The 19,904-nt window shown below is 65.6% G+C and carries 19 protein-coding genes, 1 tRNA gene and 2 pseudogenes; 12 read left to right on the top strand and 10 right to left on the bottom strand.

Annotated elements, in window-relative coordinates; genetic code table 11:
* Positions 1 to 129: 129 nt before the first annotated feature.
* Positions 130 to 822 (top strand): glutamine amidotransferase, encoded by a 693-nt coding sequence (locus AUC69_RS01760; RefSeq protein ID WP_069440707.1) that lies wholly within the window; start codon positions 130 to 132, stop codon positions 820 to 822.
* Between the two features lie 3 nt (positions 823 to 825).
* Here AUC69_RS01760 and AUC69_RS01755 read toward each other — a convergent pair whose 3' ends face one another.
* Positions 826 to 1,305, bottom strand: a complete 480-nt coding sequence (locus AUC69_RS01755) for a hypothetical protein (protein ID WP_069440612.1) — start codon at positions 1,303 to 1,305, stop codon at positions 826 to 828.
* Between the two features lie 86 nt (positions 1,306 to 1,391).
* Here AUC69_RS01755 and AUC69_RS01750 point away from each other — a divergent pair, with 86 nt between their 5' ends.
* On the top strand, positions 1,392 to 1,646 hold the full coding sequence (locus tag AUC69_RS01750; protein WP_069440611.1) for a hypothetical protein: 255 nt from the start codon (positions 1,392 to 1,394) through the stop codon (positions 1,644 to 1,646).
* Positions 1,647 to 1,648: 2 nt separating this feature from the next.
* On the opposite strand, the gene polA is transcribed toward AUC69_RS01750, so the two are convergent.
* The 3 genes and pseudogenes from polA to AUC69_RS01735 all read right to left on the bottom strand — a co-directional run bounded on the left by polA (position 1,649) and on the right by AUC69_RS01735 (position 7,512).
* Entirely contained in the window at positions 1,649 to 4,597 is a 2,949-nt protein-coding gene (gene polA, locus AUC69_RS01745) for a DNA polymerase I (RefSeq protein WP_069440610.1), read from the bottom strand.
* Between the two features lie 75 nt (positions 4,598 to 4,672).
* Positions 4,673 to 6,334 (bottom strand): FAD-dependent oxidoreductase, encoded by a 1,662-nt coding sequence (locus AUC69_RS01740; RefSeq protein ID WP_069440609.1) that lies wholly within the window; start codon positions 6,332 to 6,334, stop codon positions 4,673 to 4,675.
* Positions 6,335 to 6,487: 153 nt separating this feature from the next.
* Positions 6,488 to 7,512 (bottom strand): annotated as a pseudogene (locus AUC69_RS01735) (acyltransferase family protein).
* 154 nt (positions 7,513 to 7,666) lie between these two features.
* Here AUC69_RS01735 and AUC69_RS01730 point away from each other — a divergent pair.
* Positions 7,667 to 7,743: transfer RNA gene (locus tag AUC69_RS01730), tRNA-Arg, on the top strand.
* Between the two features lie 11 nt (positions 7,744 to 7,754).
* Here the strand turns inward: AUC69_RS01730 and AUC69_RS01725 are convergent.
* Together AUC69_RS01725 and AUC69_RS01720 are read right to left on the bottom strand one after the other, a co-directional pair.
* Positions 7,755 to 8,543, bottom strand: coding sequence for a molybdopterin-binding protein (locus tag AUC69_RS01725; protein WP_069440608.1), 789 nt, complete (start codon positions 8,541 to 8,543; stop codon positions 7,755 to 7,757).
* Positions 8,540 to 9,388 carry a cytochrome b/b6 domain-containing protein gene (locus tag AUC69_RS01720; RefSeq protein WP_069440607.1) on the bottom strand — a complete coding sequence of 283 codons (849 nt, stop codon included), beginning with the start codon at positions 9,386 to 9,388 and terminating at the stop codon, positions 8,540 to 8,542. The genes AUC69_RS01725 and AUC69_RS01720 overlap by 4 nt, the downstream gene beginning before the upstream one ends.
* A 235-nt stretch (positions 9,389 to 9,623) precedes the next feature.
* On the opposite strand from AUC69_RS01720, the gene AUC69_RS01715 reads away from it, so the two are divergent.
* The 9 genes and pseudogenes from AUC69_RS01715 to AUC69_RS16795 all read left to right on the top strand — a co-directional run bounded on the left by AUC69_RS01715 (position 9,624) and on the right by AUC69_RS16795 (position 16,254).
* Positions 9,624 to 9,938 carry an EthD family reductase gene (locus AUC69_RS01715; RefSeq protein ID WP_069440706.1) on the top strand — a complete coding sequence of 105 codons (315 nt, stop codon included), beginning with the start codon at positions 9,624 to 9,626 and terminating at the stop codon, positions 9,936 to 9,938.
* Between the two features lie 282 nt (positions 9,939 to 10,220).
* Positions 10,221 to 11,555 (top strand): KamA family radical SAM protein, encoded by a 1,335-nt coding sequence (locus AUC69_RS01710; protein WP_069440606.1) that lies wholly within the window; start codon positions 10,221 to 10,223, stop codon positions 11,553 to 11,555.
* Complete coding sequence (locus AUC69_RS17820) at positions 11,555 to 12,073, top strand: D-alanine--D-alanine ligase family protein (RefSeq protein WP_204377233.1); 519 nt, start codon at positions 11,555 to 11,557, stop codon at positions 12,071 to 12,073. The genes AUC69_RS01710 and AUC69_RS17820 overlap by 1 nt, the downstream gene beginning before the upstream one ends.
* Entirely contained in the window at positions 12,040 to 12,567 is a 528-nt protein-coding gene (locus AUC69_RS17815) for a D-alanine--D-alanine ligase family protein (protein WP_204377232.1), read from the top strand. Before AUC69_RS17820 ends, AUC69_RS17815 begins: the two co-directional genes overlap by 34 nt.
* Entirely contained in the window at positions 12,567 to 13,448 is an 882-nt protein-coding gene (locus AUC69_RS18880) for a D-alanine--D-alanine ligase family protein (RefSeq protein ID WP_141700523.1), read from the top strand. Before AUC69_RS17815 ends, AUC69_RS18880 begins: the two co-directional genes overlap by 1 nt.
* Positions 13,334 to 13,570, top strand: coding sequence for a D-alanine--D-alanine ligase family protein (locus tag AUC69_RS18875; RefSeq protein WP_158007977.1), 237 nt, complete (start codon positions 13,334 to 13,336; stop codon positions 13,568 to 13,570). Before AUC69_RS18880 ends, AUC69_RS18875 begins: the two co-directional genes overlap by 115 nt.
* Before the next feature lie 15 nt (positions 13,571 to 13,585).
* Positions 13,586 to 15,234, top strand: a pseudogene (locus AUC69_RS18870) (hypothetical protein); the annotation flags it as partial.
* Between the two features lie 102 nt (positions 15,235 to 15,336).
* Positions 15,337 to 15,855 (top strand): GNAT family N-acetyltransferase, encoded by a 519-nt coding sequence (locus tag AUC69_RS19545; protein WP_425283498.1) that lies wholly within the window; start codon positions 15,337 to 15,339, stop codon positions 15,853 to 15,855.
* Between the two features lie 213 nt (positions 15,856 to 16,068).
* On the top strand, positions 16,069 to 16,254 hold the full coding sequence (locus AUC69_RS16795; protein ID WP_141700522.1) for a hypothetical protein: 186 nt from the start codon (positions 16,069 to 16,071) through the stop codon (positions 16,252 to 16,254).
* 66 nt (positions 16,255 to 16,320) lie between these two features.
* Here the strand turns inward: AUC69_RS16795 and AUC69_RS01690 are convergent, their stop codons facing one another.
* From AUC69_RS01690 to AUC69_RS01675, 4 genes are read right to left on the bottom strand one after another with little or no spacing between them, the layout of a single operon-like run.
* Entirely contained in the window at positions 16,321 to 17,757 is a 1,437-nt protein-coding gene (locus AUC69_RS01690; protein ID WP_069440605.1) for a serine hydrolase domain-containing protein, read from the bottom strand.
* Positions 17,758 to 17,762: 5 nt separating this feature from the next.
* Complete coding sequence (gene bcp, locus AUC69_RS01685; RefSeq protein WP_069440604.1) at positions 17,763 to 18,230, bottom strand: thioredoxin-dependent thiol peroxidase; 468 nt, start codon at positions 18,228 to 18,230, stop codon at positions 17,763 to 17,765.
* An 11-nt stretch (positions 18,231 to 18,241) separates the two neighbouring features.
* Positions 18,242 to 18,694 (bottom strand): GNAT family N-acetyltransferase, encoded by a 453-nt coding sequence (locus AUC69_RS01680; protein ID WP_069440603.1) that lies wholly within the window; start codon positions 18,692 to 18,694, stop codon positions 18,242 to 18,244.
* The gene (locus AUC69_RS01675; protein ID WP_083238977.1) at positions 18,687 to 19,778 is read right to left on the bottom strand and encodes an extracellular catalytic domain type 2 short-chain-length polyhydroxyalkanoate depolymerase; all 1,092 of its coding nucleotides are present in this window, start codon (positions 19,776 to 19,778) and stop codon (positions 18,687 to 18,689) included. The genes AUC69_RS01680 and AUC69_RS01675 overlap by 8 nt, the downstream gene beginning before the upstream one ends.
* Positions 19,779 to 19,904 lie beyond the last annotated feature (126 nt).

Here is a 19,904-nt window from a genome sequence, read left to right as displayed (position 1 = left end):
GGCCGTGGTGTGACCGCCGTCAATGTCGTAAACGGGCGATCAGGCGTCGCAAATCGTCAACAGGTCGGAATGGGCGGGCGCAAGATGTGAGCCCGCGCCGGAGCATGAGCGAAGCATATGGGGAAGAAGATGAAAAACGCCGTCGCCATCTGCCATGTCGCCTTCGAGGACGCCGGCACGCTCGGCCCCGTGCTAGCGGGCCGCGGCATCCCTCTCACTTATCTGCAAGCCGGCGTCGACGATCTTTCGCCTGCGCTGGCTGCCGATATCGTCCTGGTGCTGGGCGGCCCCATCGGCATCTACGAGATCGACCGCTATCCCTTCCTGAAGGACGAGCTCAACGTCATCGAGGGGGTGGTCAAGCGGGGCATCCCGGTGGCCGGCATTTGCCTCGGCGCCCAGGCGCTCGCCTCGGTGCTCGCCGCGCGCGTCTATCCCGGACCGCAAGCCGAGCTCGGCTGGGACGAGCTGATCCTGACCGATGAAGGCAAGTCCTCGCCGCTTCGCGTGCTCGAAGGTTTGCGCGTGCTGAACTGGCACGGCGACACCTTCGATCTGCCGTCGGGCGCCACGCGGCTCGCCTCGACGCCGCTCACGCCGAACCAAGCCTTCACCTACGGACCGAAAGTCCTCGCGTTGCAGTTCCATGTGGAGCTCGAGGAGCGGGATATGGAACGCTGGCTGATCGGACACACGCTCGAGCTCGCCAAGAACAATGTCGATCTGGCCGAGATGCGCGAAGCGACCGCCCGCTACGCCCCGCCCACCAATGAGGCGAGCCGCACCCTGTTCAAAGCCTGGCTCGACGGGCTATCCGCTTAAGCCTTACGGCTTGCCCCGCATGGCAGAGGTCTGGCCGATCCCCGGCGGCAAGTCGGTGGTCTCCGGCTCTTTGATCGGCGTGCCCTTGGCGTTCCACCAGGTCGTGGCATAGGTCACCCCGCCGCTACGTTTGGTGAGATGGGTCCACACCTCCTCGCCCGGGTAATAGGCGACCGACCAGCCGCCGATGATGCCCTCAGGCAGAGCCCGCCAAGTGACCAGCACGACCTCGCCGGGCTTCATGTCGCCCTTCTTCACCTCGACGATCTCGAGCTTGGCGAGATAGCCGGGCAGGTCCTGGCCCGTTTTCTCGTCCTTCGTGATGCTGGTGCAGGTCACCGACAACACGCGCACCAGCGTCACCAAATCGCTCTTCTCCATCAGCTCCGTGTCCGACATGGGCGCAGGAACCGCGAGCGCCGGCTGGGCGGCAAAGCAGAGCAGGATGAATGCGAAGACCGGGCGCAGACGGACGGTAAACATGGGACCTCCTTGGTGGGTCGGGGAGTTTATCCTGAAGTCCTGCAATCGAACGTGAAAGATCGTCAATCTGGGAGGAGACCGAGACAATGGTGAATATCTATCTGTTTATCGAGCTGCTGGGGTCGGCCAATGCCGTGGCCACCCTCGACACGCTCAAGGCCCTGGACATGGACAACTGCCAGTTCGCCAATGTGGTGAAGCTGTCCGATGAGAAGCTGGTGGCCCAGCTCGACTGCAAGGACTCATCCGACGGCGACAAGGCGATCCTTCACAAGATCGCCAAGGTCGACGGCGTGGTGCAGACCAACATCGTCGCCGTGGTCAGCCCGCGGAAGGGCTAGCCCTAATGCGCGGCCTCCCAATTGTCGGCGGCCCGCGCGTCCACCTTCAGCGGCACCTGTAAGCGCAATGCCGGCTCGGCCGCGTTCTCCATGATGGCTTGTGCCACCTCCATGGTCTTGTCGGCCTCGTCCTCCGGCGCCTCGAAGATCAGCTCGTCATGCACTTGCAGCAGCATGCGCGCTTGCAGGCCCGCCTCGGCGAGCGCCGCCGCCATGCGGATCATGGCGCGACGGATGATGTCCGCGGCCGAGCCCTGGATCGGCGCCGTGATGGCGGCGCGCTCGTAATTGCCGCGCAAGGACGGGTTCTTGGTGTTGATCTCGGGATAGTGGATCTTGCGCCCGAACAGCGTCTTCACGTAGCCGGTGCGCCGGGCCTCCGCCTTCATCGCCTCCATGTAGTCGCGGATGCCCGGGAAGCGCTCGAAATAGGTGTTGATGTAATCGGCCGCTTCGCCGCGCGGGATGCCGAGCTGGTTGCCGAGCCCGAAGGCGGAGATGCCGTAGATGATGCCGAAATTGATCGCCTTTGCCTTGCGGCGCACGTTCGGGTCCATGCCCTCGATGGGCACGCCGAACATCTCCGACGCGGTCATCGCGTGAATGTCGAGCCCGTCGGCGAAGGCTTGGCGCAAGGTGGGCGTGTCCGCCATGTGGGCCAGCACGCGTAGCTCGATCTGGCTGTAGTCAGCGCTGATCAGCTTCTTGCCCTTATCGGCGACGAAGGCCTTGCGGATGGAGCGGCCTTCGGAGGTGCGCACGGGGATGTTCTGTAGATTCGGCTCAACCGAGGACAGCCGCCCCGTGGTCGTCGCGGCCAGCGCGTAGGAGGTGTGCACGCGGCCCGTCTCCGGGTGGATATAGGTGGGCAGCGCGTCGGTGTAGGTGCTCTTGAGCTTGGCGACGAGGCGCCAGTCGAGCACCTTGCGCGGCAGCTCGTGACCTTGCGCGGCAAGCTCCTCGAGGGTCGCGGCGTCGGTGCTCCACGCGCCGGTCTTGGTGCGCCGCCCGCCTGCGAGGCTCATCTTGTCGAACAGGATCTCGCCGAGCTGCTTGGGCGAGCCGACATTGAAGTCCTCGCCCGCCAGCTCCCGGATCTCGTCCTCGAGCCGGGCGATGGTCTGGGCGAAAGCGCCGGACAGGCTCGCCAGCGTGGCGCGGTCGACCTTGACGCCGGCGCGCTCCATCTCGGCGAGCACGGGTGCGAGCGGCCGCTCCAGCGTCTCATAGACCGTGGTGACGGATTCGGCGGCAAGGCGGGGTTTCAGGATCGTCCACAGCCGCAGGCCGAGATCGGTCTCCTCGCCGGCATATTCCGTGGCGCGCTCGACCGCGACCCGGTCGAAGGCAACCGCCGCCTTGCCGGTCCCCATCACCTCTTTTTCGGTGAGGCACGTGTAGCCGAGCAGCGAGCCGGCGAGCTTGCCCGGCAGATGCTCGGCGCGGCCCGCGTCGAGCGCGTAGGACATGAGGCAGGGATCGTCGATCGCTTGAAGCGCGATGCCGTAGCGGCCGAGCGCGACGATATCGGCCTTGGCGTTCTGCACGATCTTGAGCACGGCCTCGTCCTCGAGAACCGGCTTCAAGGCGTCCAGCGCCTCGCGCACGGGGATTTGCGTTACGGTGGTCTCGCCGCCGAGATCGAGCTCGTCGCCTGCACGGTGCGCGAGCGGCACATAGGCCGCGTGACCGGGCACCAGCGCCAGCGCCACGCCGGCGATCTCGCCCAGCATGGGGTCGCTGCCGTTGAGCTTCACCCGGAAGGCGAAATGGCCCTGGAAGCGCGCGGTCTCCAACAGATCGATGAGGCGCTGAATCTCCGTCACCGTCTCGTAATTGGCCCGGTCGAAGGGCACGCCCTCGAGCTTGCTCGCCCGCTCGATGGCGAGCTCCGCCGGCGAGCCGCCTTGAACCTCGACGTCGCGCGCCGGTCCGGCCTCGCCGCGGGGGCTGCGCCGCAACGGATGATCGTAGTCGTCCTTCTTCTTGCGCGCCGTGGCGGGCTTCGCCTCGCCCTCGGGGAGCGGCGCGCCCAAGCCTTCGGCCACGCGCCGCAGCAGGGTGGAGAATTCCATCTGCCGCATGAAGGCGGTCAGCGCCTCGGTGTCGGGCTGATGCACCGCCGTCTCGGCCAGCGACACGTCGAGATCGACATGGGTGTCGAGCGTGACCAGCGTCCGCGACAGCCGCGCCTGATCGGCGAAGGTGATGAGGTTCTCGCGCCGCTTCTGCTGCTTGATCTCCTCGGCGCGCGCCAGCAGCGTGTCGAGATCGCCATATTCGTTGATGAGCAGCGCCGCTGTTTTCACGCCGATACCCGGCACGCCCGGCACGTTGTCGGATGAATCGCCGATTAGCGCCTGCACGTCGACGACCTTCTCCGGCGGCACGCCGAACTTCTCGGCCACGCCTTCCTCATCGATCACCTTGTTCTTCATGGTGTCGTACATGACGATGCCGGGGCGGACGATCTGCATCAAATCCTTGTCCGACGACACGATGGTCACCGTCGCGCCCGCCTCGAGCGCCTGAAAGGCGTAGGTGGCGATGAGGTCGTCGGCCTCGAAGCCTTCCTTCTCGACGCAAGAGACGTTGAAGGCGCGCACCGCGTCGCGCACCAGCGGAAATTGCGGGATCAGGTCCTCGGGGGTCTCCGACCGGTTCGCCTTGTAGCCGTCGAACAGATCGTTGCGGAAGGTCTTGGCGGAGTAGTCGAGGACGACCGCCATATGGGTCGGCGGCGCCAGCTCGCCCGTCTCCCGCAAGAGCTTCCACAGCATGCCGCAAAAGCCGTGCACCGCTCCCACGGGCAGCCCGTCCGAGGGCCGCGTCAGGGGCGGCAGCGCGTGATAGGCGCGGAAAATATAGCCGGAGCCGTCAATGAGGTAGACGTGGTCCCCTTTCGCGACCGGCTTGCCGGCGGCGGGGGTGGTGGTCTTTTTGGTTGTCATGATGAGGGAATATAGGGATTGCGGCGCGGCCAAGGGAGTCAGTTCGCCGCCTCATCCACGGCCCTCTTGCGGGGGCTAACGGGTCTTTGCCAGCTGCTTGCGCTGGTTGGTCGAGCCCGGGGCGAAAGCCTTGTCCGCGCCGCCGAAGGTCTTCTCGATATACTCTTTGAAATAGTTGTCGAGGAAGGGGAAGGCCGTGGCGAACCGGGTGAAGTCCTTCTGGGCGATAAATAGCAGCAGCCCGTCCTCCAGCGCCTCGACCAGCCCGGTCCTGAGCTCCGACTTGACCAGCACCCGTTCGCCGAAATGCTCGCCCGGGCCGAACACCTTCTCGAAATGCTCGCCCGTGTCGGGGTTGTCGATGGTCAGCTTGAAGGAGCCGTTGATCACCGTATAGAAGCCGTCGATCAGCATGCCCGGCTCGAACACCTTGTCGCCCTTCCAAAAGTGGATGTAGCGGGTCGCCGGCGGCGGCATCCTGAGCTGCACGATATTCGGCGGCATGATGGAGTTTAGGATCCAGTTCATGCCAACGCGGAACTTGGCGGCGATCCCGGGCAGGAACGACAGGTAGAACCCGCGCCACAGCAGCCAGGCGAAGGTGCCGGACAGCTTGATGCCGTAGACGTCGGCCACGGCCTTGCTCATGCCGAGCGAGGCGAGCGAGCCTTTCGACTCATATGCGAAGGGCTTGAGCTCCTTGCCGTTGAGCTTGGCGAAGATATTGCCGGCGAGCTGATGGCCTTCCCGCACGGCGAACTGCGCCGTCTGCGTGGCGTAGTCGACCGGGTCTTCCTGCGGATTGTCGACCAGCGGAATGAGGGCGGCGTCGCCGAGCGCCCAAACATGCTCCTGGCCCGGCACGCGCATGAAGCGGTCCGTTTTGATGCGGCCCCACTGCATGTCGAGGCCGAGCATCGAGACCAGCGGATGCGGCCCGTTGCCGATGGTGGCGACGATGGTCGAGGAGTTGATCTTGCGGCCATCGGTCAGTTCGACGCCCGTGGAGGTGGCGGACTTGGTGCCGACGCCGGTCAGCACGTCGATGCCCTGGCTCCTGAGCTGCGTCGTCGCGTATTCGGCCAGATCGGCTGGGAAGGTCGGGAGGATGCGATCGGCGTACTCGATAAGATACATGCGGATCTCATCGGGCTTGATGTTCGGGTAATAGCGCAGCGCCCGGCTGACGAGCTGCCGTACCTCGGCCGCGGTCTCGACGCCGGAGAAGCCGGCGCCCGCCACGATGAAGGTCAGCAGCTGCTGCTTCACCTCGGCCTCCGTCGTCACGTCCGCCGTCTCGAGGCAGCCGATGACGTGGGTCCGCAAGCGATGCGCGTCGGTGAGATCCTTCATGGTCAGCGCGTGGTCGGCCATGCCGGGAATGCGATTGAGATCGACTCCGGTGCCGAGCGCCATGACCAGCTCGTCATATTTGAGCTCGACGGGCGTCATGCGGGCGCCCTGCATCACGATCACGGTCTTCTTGGCGAAGTCGATACCCATGACGCGCGCCTGGCGCACCTGGACGTTGCTCAACAGCTGGCGGAGCGGCACCACCGCATCGGCGGAGTTGATGCTCGACGCGGCCACCTCGGGTAGCAACGGCTGGAACACGAAATAGTTGTTGTTGTTGACGAGCTCGACGTCGAGCGTGCCGCGTCCGAGCTTCTCCAGCGACTTGGCGGCAAACACGCCGCCAAAACCGCCGCCAATCACGATGATCTTTTTCTTGGCCATAGGCTTGCCCAGCCTTTCGTCGTTAGACGAATACCTACGCCAATGCTTCCTCCCGTCAAGTCACGCCGTGATGACTGGGACGCCGATCGCCGCGACATGGCGGCGGGAATGGCCGAACATGGATCAGAGGGGAGGAAAGGATTAACCGCGTGCCTAGGCAGTGGCTTCCGCGGTCTGCGGCGCGCGCGGCGGCAGCTTCGCCCAGCCCGGGCGCTCGAACAGGAAGCGGGCTTGCGTGTTCCTCACCAGCGCATGGAGGAGGAGAGGGGTCACCACGCCCGCCGCCGTGACGATGAGGGCGACGAGCCCGAGATCGAGGCCAGGCGCGAATTTGAGAAGCACGGCCCGGGTCGTGGCCATGGGCAGGAAGAAGGCCAGATAGACAACGATCGAGTTCTGGCCGGCATAGCGTAGCGGCAGCGCCCAGCCTTGCGTCGACAGCAGCGCCGACGCCGCGACCACGGCGAGCGCGCCGAGCAGGCCGAGACCGAGCCCGGCGACCGGCAGCTCGGAATAGCCGCCAAACACCATCACCGCCTCGAACAGAGCCCAGGCGGCGAGAAACAGGAGCGCATCGCGCCGATTGCCGACCACGGTGGCGGCGAAGTCGAACACATAGGGCGCCATCACGTAGCCGGTATAGAAATAGACGAAGCGGGAGCAGAACTCGTCCACGACGGTCCATCCCGTATCCACGCCAGACATCTGCAGAAAGGCCGCGCTCATCCAGACCAGTCCCTGCGGCATGTCGCGGGCCAGCTTGGTTGCCACGAAGAAGATGGGCAGGAGGTAGATGAACCAGAGCGTCCCGAATGGCTCGACGAAGGCGAGCGCGTAGGCTTGCGCCACCCCGCCCCAGCCGAGATCGCCGGCGAAGCCCGGCGCCTTGAAGGCGAACTGGATGGTCACCCACAGGACGTAGAAATAGGCGAAATGGACGACCTTGGTGTCGAGATAGGCGCGCCACGGCCGGTCGATCACCCGGGCGAGAAAGAGTCCCGAAATGAGAAAAAAGTCGGGCATGCGGAACGGCTTGGCGAAGGCCACCAGGGTTCCCATCCAACTGGTCTGCCCGCGGCCTCCTCAACGCCGAGGGTGGAATGCATCATCACCACCATGACGATGCAGAATCCCTTGGCGTAGTCGACCCACGCCACGCGATTCTGGTTGATTTCCATGCCTCGTCTCCGCGCGCCGTCCCGGCATGGGACGCCTCCCGGAATATGTTGCAAGGAGCAGGCTAGAACGGAAAATGGCGGCGGTGCAGGGATGCCGCTGCCGGAGCCCCGCCGTTGCTTAGTTTCTCGGGTTTGGCTAGGTTCGCTCCGCGACGCACCCGTAGCTCAGTTGGATAGAGCGCTGCCCTCCGAAGGCAGAGGTCACAGGTTCGAATCCTGTCGGGTGCGCCAAAACCTTCCCTTTAGATCCCCGCGTACCACTCGTAGCCGCGGTCTTCCCAATAGCCGCCCTTACCCTTGCCGATCGCGGCAAAGCCGCTCACCGCCTCGATGGTGTGGATGTATTTGGGCTGCTTGTAACCGAGCTGCCGCTCGATCCGCACGCGCACCGGCGCTCCGTTGGGGACGGGAAGCGTCTCGTTATTGAGACCGTAAGCCAGGATCGTCTGGGGGTGCCGCGCATCCGCCAGATCGCAGCTTTCATAATAGAAATTCGGTCCGGATGCTCCGCTGCCCATGTTGTCGTAGCAATGGAATACGAGATAGCGGGCGGCGGGCTTCAGCTTCACCTCGTCGAGCACGACGGACAGCGGCGTGCCCGTCCATTTCGCGATGCAGCTCCAGCCCTCGACGCAGTCGTGGCGCGTGATCTGCGTGCGCGACGGCATGTTGCGCAGCTCGGCCAAGGAATAGCTCTTCGGCGTTTCCACGAGCCCGGTGACGGAAAGCCGGTAGTCGGCGAAATCGTTGGCCTTCAGCGCTAAGTATTCCGTCGAGGTCGGATTCGTCGATCCGTTGGGCTTTTGGCCCTGACGGACCTCGCTTTCCGCATACTCAGGCGCCAGCGCATCGCCGATCAAAAAGCGCTGCACGTAATACGTCACGTCGTTCGCCTTCTTGAGGACGTCGCGAACATTGCCGCTGCGGTCGCCGAGAAAATCGAATGCATCGCAACCGCCGAGCATCAGCGACGACGCGCCGGCGGCGCCGATGCCCAGAAGTCGCCGGCGGGTGAGGATGGCTTTGCTCATGACGCGGAGTCCCTCTTGGTCTCGGGGTCGGTGCGATACCAGCCGGTGATCATCGAGCGCAGCTCGTTGATCGGGCCGGCTGCGAACACCATGATGATGTGCACGAGGAAAAAGGCGACGAGCAGCATCATCGCCACGAAGTGAATCGTGCGTGCCGTCTGCCGCCCGCCGAAGACGTCCAGGAGCCAAGGCCAAGCGGCGTCCATGCCCGGGCTCATCGTGAGCCCGGTCAAGACGATGAGCGGGAACAGCACGAAGAACACGATGCAGTAGCTCAGTTTTTGCAGGACGTTGTATTTTCCTGTGTGGTGGAAGCGAAGGCGCGCGTGATCGGCGACGTCTCGCGGCAGATGGGCGAGATCTCGGCCTGTCGGGGCGAGATCCCGGCGAAGGTGGCCGTTCACGAGGCTGGCGATGAGCCAGACGAGAAGCGTCACGACCAACATCCAGGCGAAGAAGAAATGGACCACGCGGCCCGTCGCCAGATCGCGGTAGGACGGGAGGGTCAGCGCCGCGGGAAAGCCTCGAACTTGGGGATTCTCAGATGTCCCACTGACCCCGAACACCCCGGTTGTGTCGAACTGATCGCCGAGGACGGTGGTTCGGCCCGCCAGCCCTTCGGGCGTCCGGACCGCTCCCATAGAAAGAACGGAATTGTCGAAGGCAAATCCGCTCTGCTGGCCGATATAGAGCGTCGAGTGGGCATTGAAGATCTGTAGCCCTGACAGCAGGAGGAAGAACAGACTTATGGCCCAGATCCAATGGGTCGCCCGCGTCCAGACCGACTGCCGGTAGACGAGCCGTCCGGCAGACTTTGCTTGGTGATGTTCCTCGGCCAGTGCCATGGCGCTCTCATGGGAATGGGAAGCGGCAGCGAGTCTTTGGAGCGATTTCGTTTCGGCTGCGCCGCAGAGTAGCCGATCGCCATGCAACTCACCACGGCACGACCGCACAATCCCGCGTGAACGCACCGTGATCGAATTGGATCACAGCCTCCCGGTTGCCGCTCCTTTGGAGCATGGCTTCTTGTCCGTCCTATGCTAGGTGAGACCGGGCACAGGGGCAATTCGAGGAGAGATGATGATCAAAGTTAGCGTGTTTTATCCCAACCAGCCGGGCGCGAGATTCGACCACGCCTATTACGCCGAGAAGCACATGCCCATGGTGGCGGAGAAGATGGGCGATGCCTGCCTTCGCTACACGGTCGACAAGGGCATTGCCGGAGGCGAGCCCGGCAGCCCGCCCACCTATGTCGGCATGTGTCACATCTTCTGCGACTCGATCGAGAGCTTTCAGGCGGGCTTCGGCCCCCATGCCGGAGAGATCCTGGCGGATATCCCGAACTACACCGACCTCGCCCCGGTCATCCAGATCAGCGAAGTCGTCGTCGAGTGATCTGACGCGTCATCGACAAGAGCGCCCAACGGGGCTGCATCCCTCATGGCGATGCGGCCCCCCGCTTGCCCGAGTGCACCTCGCCCGGGATGGCGCCAAACGACGGCCGGCGAGCGCCCGAGGCGGCAAAAGAAAAAAATCGCCCCAGTCCCCCTTCCGCCGATTTTCCCACTTGAAAATGCCATCAAGCTCGATGAAATGACCTGCGCATTTTGAGCGGTCCAGAGTCGGCGGTTGGCGCCACCATCGGCCGGTCAAAGCCCCGGAGGGGACGCATCTCTCATGAAGCTACAGAGCGAAGAGGCTGAAGAGCCTCCGAGCCGCCCGCTGGCGGCACATCAACTCCTTCCCAACACACATCGTCCCATCAACTTGCTCACCCCCGCCGCGGCCCCCGGCCTCGGGTCGGGCCTCGGTGTGCTCGCCGCGCGCACCGAGCGCTTCCCCGTCGGCCCAAGAACGCGGGCCTTCCGCAAGCGCTTCTTCCCGCACGTCGACCCCGCCCAGTGGAACGACTGGCGCTGGCAGGCGAGAAGCAGGATCCGCTCGCTCGAGGAGCTTTCGCGCATCTTCGAGTTGTCGGACGATGAGCGTGACGCCGTCGCCCGCCATCAGGGTTCGCTGCCGCTCGGCATCACCCCCTATTATGCGAGCCTCATGTCGCGAGAAGACGCGCTGGAGCCGCTCCGCCGCACGCACATCCCCGTCGGCAGCGAGTATCTCAAGACGCCGGGCGAGGCGGACGATCCGCTCGGCGAGGACGGCCACAGCGCCGTGCCCGGCCTGGTGCATCGCTATCCAGACCGCGTGCTGTTCCTCGCCACGGGTTTCTGCTCCACCTATTGCCGCTACTGCACGCGCTCGCGCATGGTCGGCGAGGCGGGCGGCGACTACTCGTTCAGCCGGCCGCAATGGGAGGACGCGCTCAACTACATCGCCGACAACCCGCAGATCCGCGATGTGCTGATCTCGGGCGGCGACCCGCTGACCCTGTCCGACGAGCGGCTCGACTATCTGCTCGGCCGCTTGCGCCGCATCCCGCACGTGGAGTTCGTGCGGCTCGGCACCAAGGTGCCGGTGGTGCTGCCCATGCGCATCACCCGCTCGCTGATCCGCGTGCTCAAGAAGCATCACCCGTTGTGGATGAGCCTGCACTTCACCCACCCGGCCGAGCTCTCGCCTGAGGTGACCGAGGCCGTGACCCGGCTCGCCGACGCGGGCATCCCGCTCGGCAGTCAGACGGTGTTGCTGAAGGGCGTCAACGACTCCGTCGAGACGCTGAAGACGCTCTATCACGGGCTGCTGATGCGCCGCGTGCGGCCCTATTATCTCTATCAGTGCGACCCGATCACCGGCTCGTCGCATTTCCGCACGAGCATCGACAAGGGTCTTGAGATCATGCAGGGCCTGCGCGGCCATACCACGGGCTACGCCGTGCCAACCTATGTGATCGACGCGCCCGGCGGTGGCGGCAAGATTCCGCTTCTGCCCGACTACGTGGTTGGCCGTGAGGGCGAGGATCTCATCCTCCGCAATTTCGAGGGCAACACCTACCGCTACAACGATCCGCAAGGCGTCGTCGGCGCGGACCGGCCGCTCGACCGGGGAGAAGGCTGATGCGCATCGCCCTGGTCTACGATCTGCGCGACGACTATCGCGCTCTCGGCTTCTCCGAGGACGAGGTGGCCGAGTTCGATAGCATCGACACCATCGACCAGTTGGCCGGTGCGCTGGAAACGCTGGGCTGCGAGACGATCCGCGTCGGCCGGGGCCAGGCCCTTGCCGCGCGCCTCGTGGCCGGGGAGCGCTTCGACCTCGTCTTCTCCATCGCCGAAGGCGTGAAGGGCCGCGCTCGGGAGGCGCAGGTGCCGGCGCTGTGCGAGCTGTTCGACCAGCCTTACCTGTTCTCCGACCCGCTGACGATGGCCGCGTCCCTCGACAAGGCCATCGCCAAGCGGCTCGTCCGCGATGCCGGCGTGTTGACACCGGCCTTCGCCGTGGCGGAGCGGAGCGCCGCCGAGGTCGGTGGGTGGGATGCGTTCCCCGCCTTCGTCAAGCCGCTCGCCGAGGGCACCGGCAAAGGCTGCGAGGCGCCTCGCTGGTGCGGAACCGGGCCGAGCTTCACGCGGCGGTGACACAGGTGATCGAGCGCTACCGTCAGCCGGCCTTGGTCGAGCGCTATCTGGGTGGCCGCGAGTTCACCGTGGGGATCGTCGGCAACGGCACCGACGCCCGCGTGATCGGCGTCTGCGAGATCTTGTTGAAGCCGCAGGCCGAGGCGAATGTCTATTCGCTGCACAACAAGGAACTCTGCGAGGACCTGGTGACCTACGTCCGCGCCGACGACGACGAGGCGCGGTTGGCGGGGACGCGGGCGCTTGCGGCCTACCGCGCGCTGCAGTGCCGCGACACCGCCCGCATCGACTTCCGCTCCGACGATAAGGGCGAGCCCTTCTTCCTCGAAGCCAATCCGCTCGCGGGGCTCCACCCGTCCCATTCGGACTTGCCGATCCTCGCCGCCCAGAACGGCATCGAATTCGTCGCGCTGATCGGTATGATCCTCGACGCCGGGCTGGCGCGCTACGGGCTCACCCGGCCGGATAGGGAGCGCTTGCGGCGAACGGCCTGATGGCACCCGGGACAAAAGGGTTCATCTCCGTCCTGCACGCGGCAACGGCAAGCCGCCCCGACGAGATCGATACGGTCCTGGCGGCCGAAGCGGTGACGCTAGCGCTGCGTGAGCTCGGCTACGCCGCCGAGATCGTCGGTCTCATGCCCGATCTCGGCGGGCTTGACGCGTTGCCGTCACGCCGGCCGCTCGTCGTGTTCAACCTAGTCGATGCGGTGAACGGAGACGGACGGTTGGCGCCCATGGTCCCCGCGCGCCTCGATGCGCTGGGCTTGCGCTACACGGGCGCATGCACGACCGCCTGGCTCGACACCCTGTCCAAGGTCGGCACAAAGCTGAAGCTCGCCCATGAGGGCCTGCCGACGCCGGTCTGGTCTGAGGATGGGCGATGGCCCAATGGTGACGACGGGGTCGATGCCGCGGCGAAGGTCATCGTCAAGCCGGTCTGGGAGCACGGCTCGCTCGGCATGGATGACACCTCGGTGATGCCTGCCGCCGCGGCGCGGCAAGCCATCGCCGAGCGGACCGCGCGCTGGCAAACGGAGCATTTCGCGGAAGGCTTCGTGGAGGGCCGCGAGTTCAACGTCTCGCTGCTCGCGTGCAACGACGGAGTCCAAGTGCTGCCCATCGCCGAGATCGTCTTCGAGGGCTTCGCCGACGCTGCAAAGATCGTCGGCTACGACGCCAAATGGGCGCCGGACAGCCCGGCCTTCACGGCACGCCGCGCCGCTTCGGTGTGGAACGGGCCGAGCCCGGGCTTGCCGCGGTGCTGTCCCGCCACGCGCGCGCCTGCTGGACCCTGTTCGGCGTCACGGGCTATGCGCGCGTCGATTTCAGAGTCGATGAGGCCGGGCAACCGTTCATCCTCGAGGTCAACATGAATCCCTGCCTGACCCCGGATGCCGGCTTCGCCGCCGCGGCGCACGAGGCCGGGCTCACCTATCGCGACATGATCGGGGCCATCGTCGAAGCGCCCTTGGGCCGCCTTAGGGCGATTGCCTGATGCACGGCGCCTGAGATGCTTCGCATCCGCAAAGTCGCCGACGCCACGACGGCCGTGAACCGTGGAGCCATCGCGGCGGCGCAGAAGATCATGCGCGAGCAGTTCTCGGGCATGCCGGAGGCGGACATCGCCAAGCTGCCCGACCAGCTCTCGAACCCGCTGAAGCACCGCTTCGTCTCGCGGCTGTTCGTGGCGGAGAACGGCCGCGACCAGACGCTCGGCGTGGCTCTGCTGCTCTACTTCCCGGATATCGGCTTTTCCTATCTGGAGATCATCTCGACCGCCAAGGGCCGCATGGGCGGCGGCATCGGCGCGGCGCTCTACGAGCGGGTCCGCGAAGAGGCGCGCGCGCTCGGCACCCAGCTCTACTTCGAGTGCCTGCCCGACGATCCGGCGCTCAGCCCGAACCCCGAGATCCGCGCGGACAATGCGAGCCGGCTCAAATTCTACGAGCGCTACGGTGCTTTCCCGATCGTCAACACGGCCTATGAGACGCCGGTGACGCCCGGCGCCACCGATCCGCCTTACCTCGTGCTCGATCCTCTCGGCTCCAACGATCTGCCGAGCCGCGACAAGGCGAGGAAGGTGGTACGCGCCATCCTCGAGCGGAAATACGCCGAGCTGCCCGCCAGCTACGTGCAGCTCGTGGTGGACTCGTTCAAGGACGATCCGGTGGTCTTGCGTGCGCCCCGCTACGTCAAGTCGCGGCGCGCGCCGAAGGGTGAGGTGCGACAGCCCGGCGCGCCGCGCATCGCGCTCGTTCTCAACGACGAGCACACGCTGCACCATGTGCAGGACCGCGGCTATGTGGAGGCACCGGTTCGCATCCGCTCGATCATGGCCGAGCTCGAGCCGTCGGGTCTGTTCGAGCGGCTGCCGACCAAGCGCTTCTCCGACCGGCATATCCGCGCCGTGCATGACGGTCGGCTCGTCGACTATATTCGCAAGGCATGCCTCCTCGCCGGCTCCAAGAAGTCCATATACCCTTACGTGTTCCCGGTGCGGAACGCGGCGCGGCCGCCGAAGGACGAGACGGTGCTCGCCGGCTATTACTGCATCGATACCTTCACGCCGCTGAACGAGAGCGCCTATCTCGCTGCCCGCTCGGCCGTCGACTGCTCGCTCACCGCCGCCGAGAAGGTGCTCGAAGGGGCCGGCCTCGCCTACGCTTTGGTGCGACCGCCGGGCCACCACGCTGAGACCCATGCCTTTGGCGGCTTCTGCTATTTCAACAACGCGGCCATCGCGGCGAATCTTCTGGCGCGTTACGGCAAGGTCGCCATCCTCGACATCGACTATCACCACGGTAACGGCCAGCAAGAGATCTTCTACAGCCGCGCCGACGTGCTCACCGTTTCGGTGCACGGTCATCCGAGCTTCGCTTATCCCTATTTCGCCGGGTTCCGCGACGAGACAGGGATCGCGCCGGCGGCGGTTACAATCTCAACATTCCGCTGCCCGAGCACATCACCCCGGAGCAGCACCGCAATGCGGTCGCCGAGGCCCTACGCCGCGTCAAGCGCTTCGCTCCGGCCTATCTCGTGGTCTCGCTCGGGCTCGATACGGCGCGCGGCGACCCCACCGGCACCTGGTCCAACGGCGCCCGCGACTTCGAGCAGCTCGGCCGCATGATCGGCGAGCAGAACTATCCGACGCTGGTCGTGCAGGAGGGCGGCTATCGTGTCCGCACGCTGGGCACCAATACGCGCAATTTCTTCTCAGGCCTCGTGGCTGGTCATTCCACCGCCCGCGCCGCCGTGCCCGTGATGCCGCACGATCCCGCTGCTAAGCGCGCCCGCGAGGCGCTGGAATGGCGCAGCGCCGTGATGGCCCACGATGTGGGGCGTGTCCGCTCGCTGGTCACCAGCACGGGCTTCTTCAGCGCGGCGGAGGTCGACATCGCCGGCGAGCTCGTGACCGAGCGCCTCACCAAGGGCATCCGCTCCGGCTACCATTTCGTGCTCGCCGAGCGTGGGCCGTCGCTCGTGGCTTACGCCTGTTACGGGCCGATCGATGGCACGGACGCATCGTTCGATCTCTACTGGATCGCCGTGGCGCCCGAAGAGCAGGGCAAGGGGCTCGGCGCGCAAGTCTATGCGCGGGCCGAAGCGGCCATGCGCCGGGCCGGGGCCAAGCGCATCTACGCCGACACGTCATCGTCCGACCGCTACGCGCCGACCCGCGGCTTCTATGAGCAGCAAGGTTTCGCCGAGCAGGCGCGCTTGCCCGACTTCTACGGCCCGGGCGACGGCAAGGTCGTGTACGTGAAGACGCTCGACGCCTGAGCTGCTAATCGCGCGATCCGCGCCTGCCTTGCGCTGCAAAACAGACGAGGGGTTTTGGGGGTGTAATCGCCAAGTTTTCGTAGCCGTACAACCTGGGGATCGTCTGGGTATCCTGTGGTTTTTGACCCCGGGTTCGGCTATTTTCGCCCTTCGCGCCAAGTAACCATCTAACGAGCAAATAACCGGCGCGTACAACGAGGAGAAGGCAGCATCATGCGCAGATTTCTTTTGATTGCCGCGGCGGCAGCAATTGCGCTCGTCGGCCTGTCGGCCAACCAGTGTGGCGGCGGCAAGGAAGACAAGGCCGAGCCGGCGAAGCCCGCCGAGGAAATGCCCGCCAAGCCGGCCGAGGCTATGCCCGACGAATCCATGGACGACTCGTCCACGCCGGCTGAGTAAGCCGTCGAGGGATTGAAGAGTGAAACGGGCCGCGCCGTTAGGACGGCGGTGCGGTCCCGCTTTCGTTCAGCCGTCCTTCGCCGGAAAGGCGTAGACTAACGGCGCGAGATTCCGCGCCGTGTCCCAGTCGCCGCCGTCCGGTGTCAGCCCGAGCCGCACCACGACGAGATCGCGCGACGGCAGAATCGCCACCGCCTGTCCTTGATAGCCAAGCATGTAATAGCCGTCGTCCGGCATTGGCGGCTCGCCGAGTCCAGGCGACAGCGGCAGCTTGAGCCACATTTGCGCCCCGTACTCGTTCTCGGGTGACAGCGGCGTTGGGCGAAGCGAATAGGCGAGCCAGCCCGCCGGCAACAGCCGGTTTCCCTGCCACACCCCGTCGCGCAGGAAGAAAAGCCCGAGCCGCGCCCAGTCCCGGGCCGAGGCATAGAGGAAGGACGAGCCGACAAACGTGCCGGCCGCGTCCGGGGCGAGCACGGCGCTGGTCATGCCGAGCGGCTTGAACAGCCGCGCGTTCGGAAAGCGGAGATAGTCGCGCTCGCTGGCGAAGGTTTCGCGCAAGACGCCGGCGATGACGTTGGTGGTTCCGCTCGAATAGGACCATTTGGTGCCGGGTGCATGCACGAGCGGCATCGACGCGGCGAACCCGGAAGCATCGCCGTTCACGAACAGCATCTGGGCGACATCGCTGAGATCGCTGCCATAGTCCTCCTGGAAGGCGAGCCCGCTCGTCATGCGCATCAGCTCGTTCAGCGTGATGGCGCGGCGCGGGTCGTCCACCGCCCGCCATTCCGGCAAGAGCGCGCTGTCGTTCAAATTGATCGCCCCGTCCATCACCCGCATACCGACCAGCGCGTTGGTCGCGGCCTTGGACATGGACCAGCCGATCAAGGGCGTCGATGCATCGAAGCCGGGGGCATAGCGCTCGGCCACGATGCGGCCCTCATGCACCACCAGGAGCGCGCGTGTGCCGCGGGGATGGGCCGGATCTGGCTCGGCGAAGATGTCCTCGATCGCCGCGGCGAGCGCCTCGCCGTCCACCCCGTCCGGCGGCGACCAGGCCAAGACCCTTTCGCCTTCGGGCCACAATGCAGCATTGTCGGGATCGCTATTCGTCGAGGTGCCAGCTGAGAACAGTCCGGCGCTTTGCGCGCGCAATGTCTCCGGCTTGACGTCGTGGATCAACGTGCAGCCGAGGCCGTCGCGGTGGAGCGAGGTCTGGGTGGCGATGCCATTGGCGGAAACGGTGACCGCCTCCGCTTTGGGATTGGCTGACGGCTGAAAGAACACCGCGAGCCCGAAGCCGGGCCCGGTCAGGTCCTGCGCCATCACGTCGTCGAAGCTGCGGTCCGAAACGAAGACGCCGGTGCATAAGGTCTGAGCCATGTAGCCCGAGGCGAGCAGCGCCACGCGGTAGGCCCTCGGCAGCACGATGGCCCCGGCCGTCACCACGAGAACGACAGCCAGCATCACCCAGAAACCGCGGGAAAGACCGAGCAACATCGCTGCTATTTCAGCGCCGCGGCGGCTTTCAGCACCTCATCGGCGTGACCAGGCACCTTCACCTTGCGCCACACGTTGCGCACGACGCCCTTGCCGTCGATCAGGAAGGTCGAGCGCTCGATGCCCATGTACTTTCGGCCATACATGCTCTTCTCGACCCATGTGCCGTAGGCCTCGCACACCGCACCGTCCTCGTCGGAGGCCAGCGGAAAGTTGAGCTCGTACTTCTCTTTGAACTTGTCGTGTTTTTTGACCGGGTCCTTCGAGATGCCGACGATCTCCGCGTCCACCTTGGAGAAGTCGGGCAGCGCGTCGCGAAAGGCGCAAGCCTCCGCCGTGCAGCCCGAGGTATCGTCCTTCGGATAGAAATACAGCACCACCGTTTTGCCCTTGAAATCCTTCAGCGAAACCTTGCCGCCGCCATCCGCCGGCAAGGTGAAGGAAGGTGCCTTGTCGCCCACGTCCACGCTCATGTTTCGCTCCTCTACGGCCCAAGCCGCTTGATCATTCTCACATGCGGGATCGTGTTCTCGTCGAACGGCTCGCCCTCTTTGCGATAGCCGAGTCTGAGATAGAACCCCTCTGCCCCGATTCGCGCATGAAGCACCATAAGGCGAAAGCCGCCGCCCGCGCCCCAGTCTTCCGCGTGGGCCAGCAGTCGCGCTCCGACCCGTTCCCGGCGGCGAGTCTCGGCCACGGCCATCTGCTTGAGATGGAGCGTCGTCTCGTCGAGCGGCCGCAAGGAGACCGTGCCGACGACCGCGCCATAGGACACCGCGCAGAAATGCTGGCGCATGGCGTCGTCCGTCAGTTCCTCGCCGGTGACCGATAGCCCCAGCGGCTTGCGCAGGATGATCTCGCGCAGTCGCAGGGCCTGCGTGTAGAGGTCCGAGCCGAGCGGCGCCTCGAATATGGCGATGATAGGGGCGTCAGTCATCGGTCGCCTCCCGCTTGGCCAGATGCTCGACCATGGCCCAGATGGCTTTGATCTGAGGGGCATCCTTGCCGAGATAGTCGAGCCCCGTATAGCCCCACCAGTCCCAGCAGCCTTCCGGATTGATCCCGGTGATCGCCTTGGCCTGCGGAAACAGGACGACGAGGCGATTGGCATCGGCCAACTCGGCGAAGCCCGCACCATGCACGAAGGCATCGCCGACCTCTTCGCGAGACTGGTTGCAGCCATGAAGCGCGATATGAACCCGGCAGCCCCGCTCCGTCTGGCACGTGGGCGGCACATAGACGACGCCTTCGTCGGCGAATCCGTCGCCCGGGTCGGAGAAGGGGTCCTGATCGAACACCACGAACTTGCCCTGCGGCTCGGCGGAGGCGGCTTGCAGCGGCCCGTAGATCCAACCGAGGATGGCGCGCGCCTGATCGTAGTTGCAGTCGCTGACGTAAGGCTCGTCCGTCAGACCGCAGGCCAAGCCGCCTTGCTCGGTGATGAAGGCGTGGCCGCCGGCGCCCTCCACCAGGGTGACGTTGCCGAGCGCCACGCCCAGAAGGTCGTAGAAGCGCTTGGCGGACGCGACCACGGGGCGGGTGACGGTCTGATCGTCGTTGCCGGAATAGAGGTAGACGTGGTGGTCGCGGAGCGCGTCGACCGGATCGATGACGCCGTCGTCGGCCAGCGCCTTGGTGCGCGCGACCAGCGCCTCGGGGTCGGGCGCGCCCATGGTCGTCTTCATGCAGCTGTAGAGCGCCTGCGTCGCGTTCTGCCCGATGGCGGTGGGCCAAAAGGGAAAGGCGCGCGAGGCTGCCGTCTCGGCGCAGGCGAACGGGCCGCCAGCCACGATGCCGGCGCCGACAATGTCCTTAGCGTGGGCGATCTCGATCTGGCCGGCCATATACGCGCCGGACGACAGCCCGGACACCGAGGTGGCGCCGAGCTCGGTGCCGAGCCGGGGCAGCGCCTCGGCGCTCAGGCCTGGAGATGGGCCGACGCTGAGACAGACCAGGAGACTGACGCCGGTCAGGAACGCCACGGCGGCGCCCGTGACGGGCCTAACCTTTCGCGAACCCATGGCCGATCACTCCTCCTTGCCACGCCGGCGCGCCCGGCACTGTCACAAACCGGCGAGAAGGCCGATTGGCGCCAGCTTGCGCGCCTCCTGCGGCGTCATTCTGTTCCACTTCCCAAAAACCACTTG

It is taken from the genome of Methyloceanibacter superfactus, assembly GCF_001723305.1.
Lineage (GTDB): Bacteria > Pseudomonadota > Alphaproteobacteria > Rhizobiales > Methyloligellaceae > Methyloceanibacter > Methyloceanibacter superfactus.
Note: the sequence above shows the minus strand (reverse complement) of the source record. Positions and strands in the feature narration are given on the sequence as shown.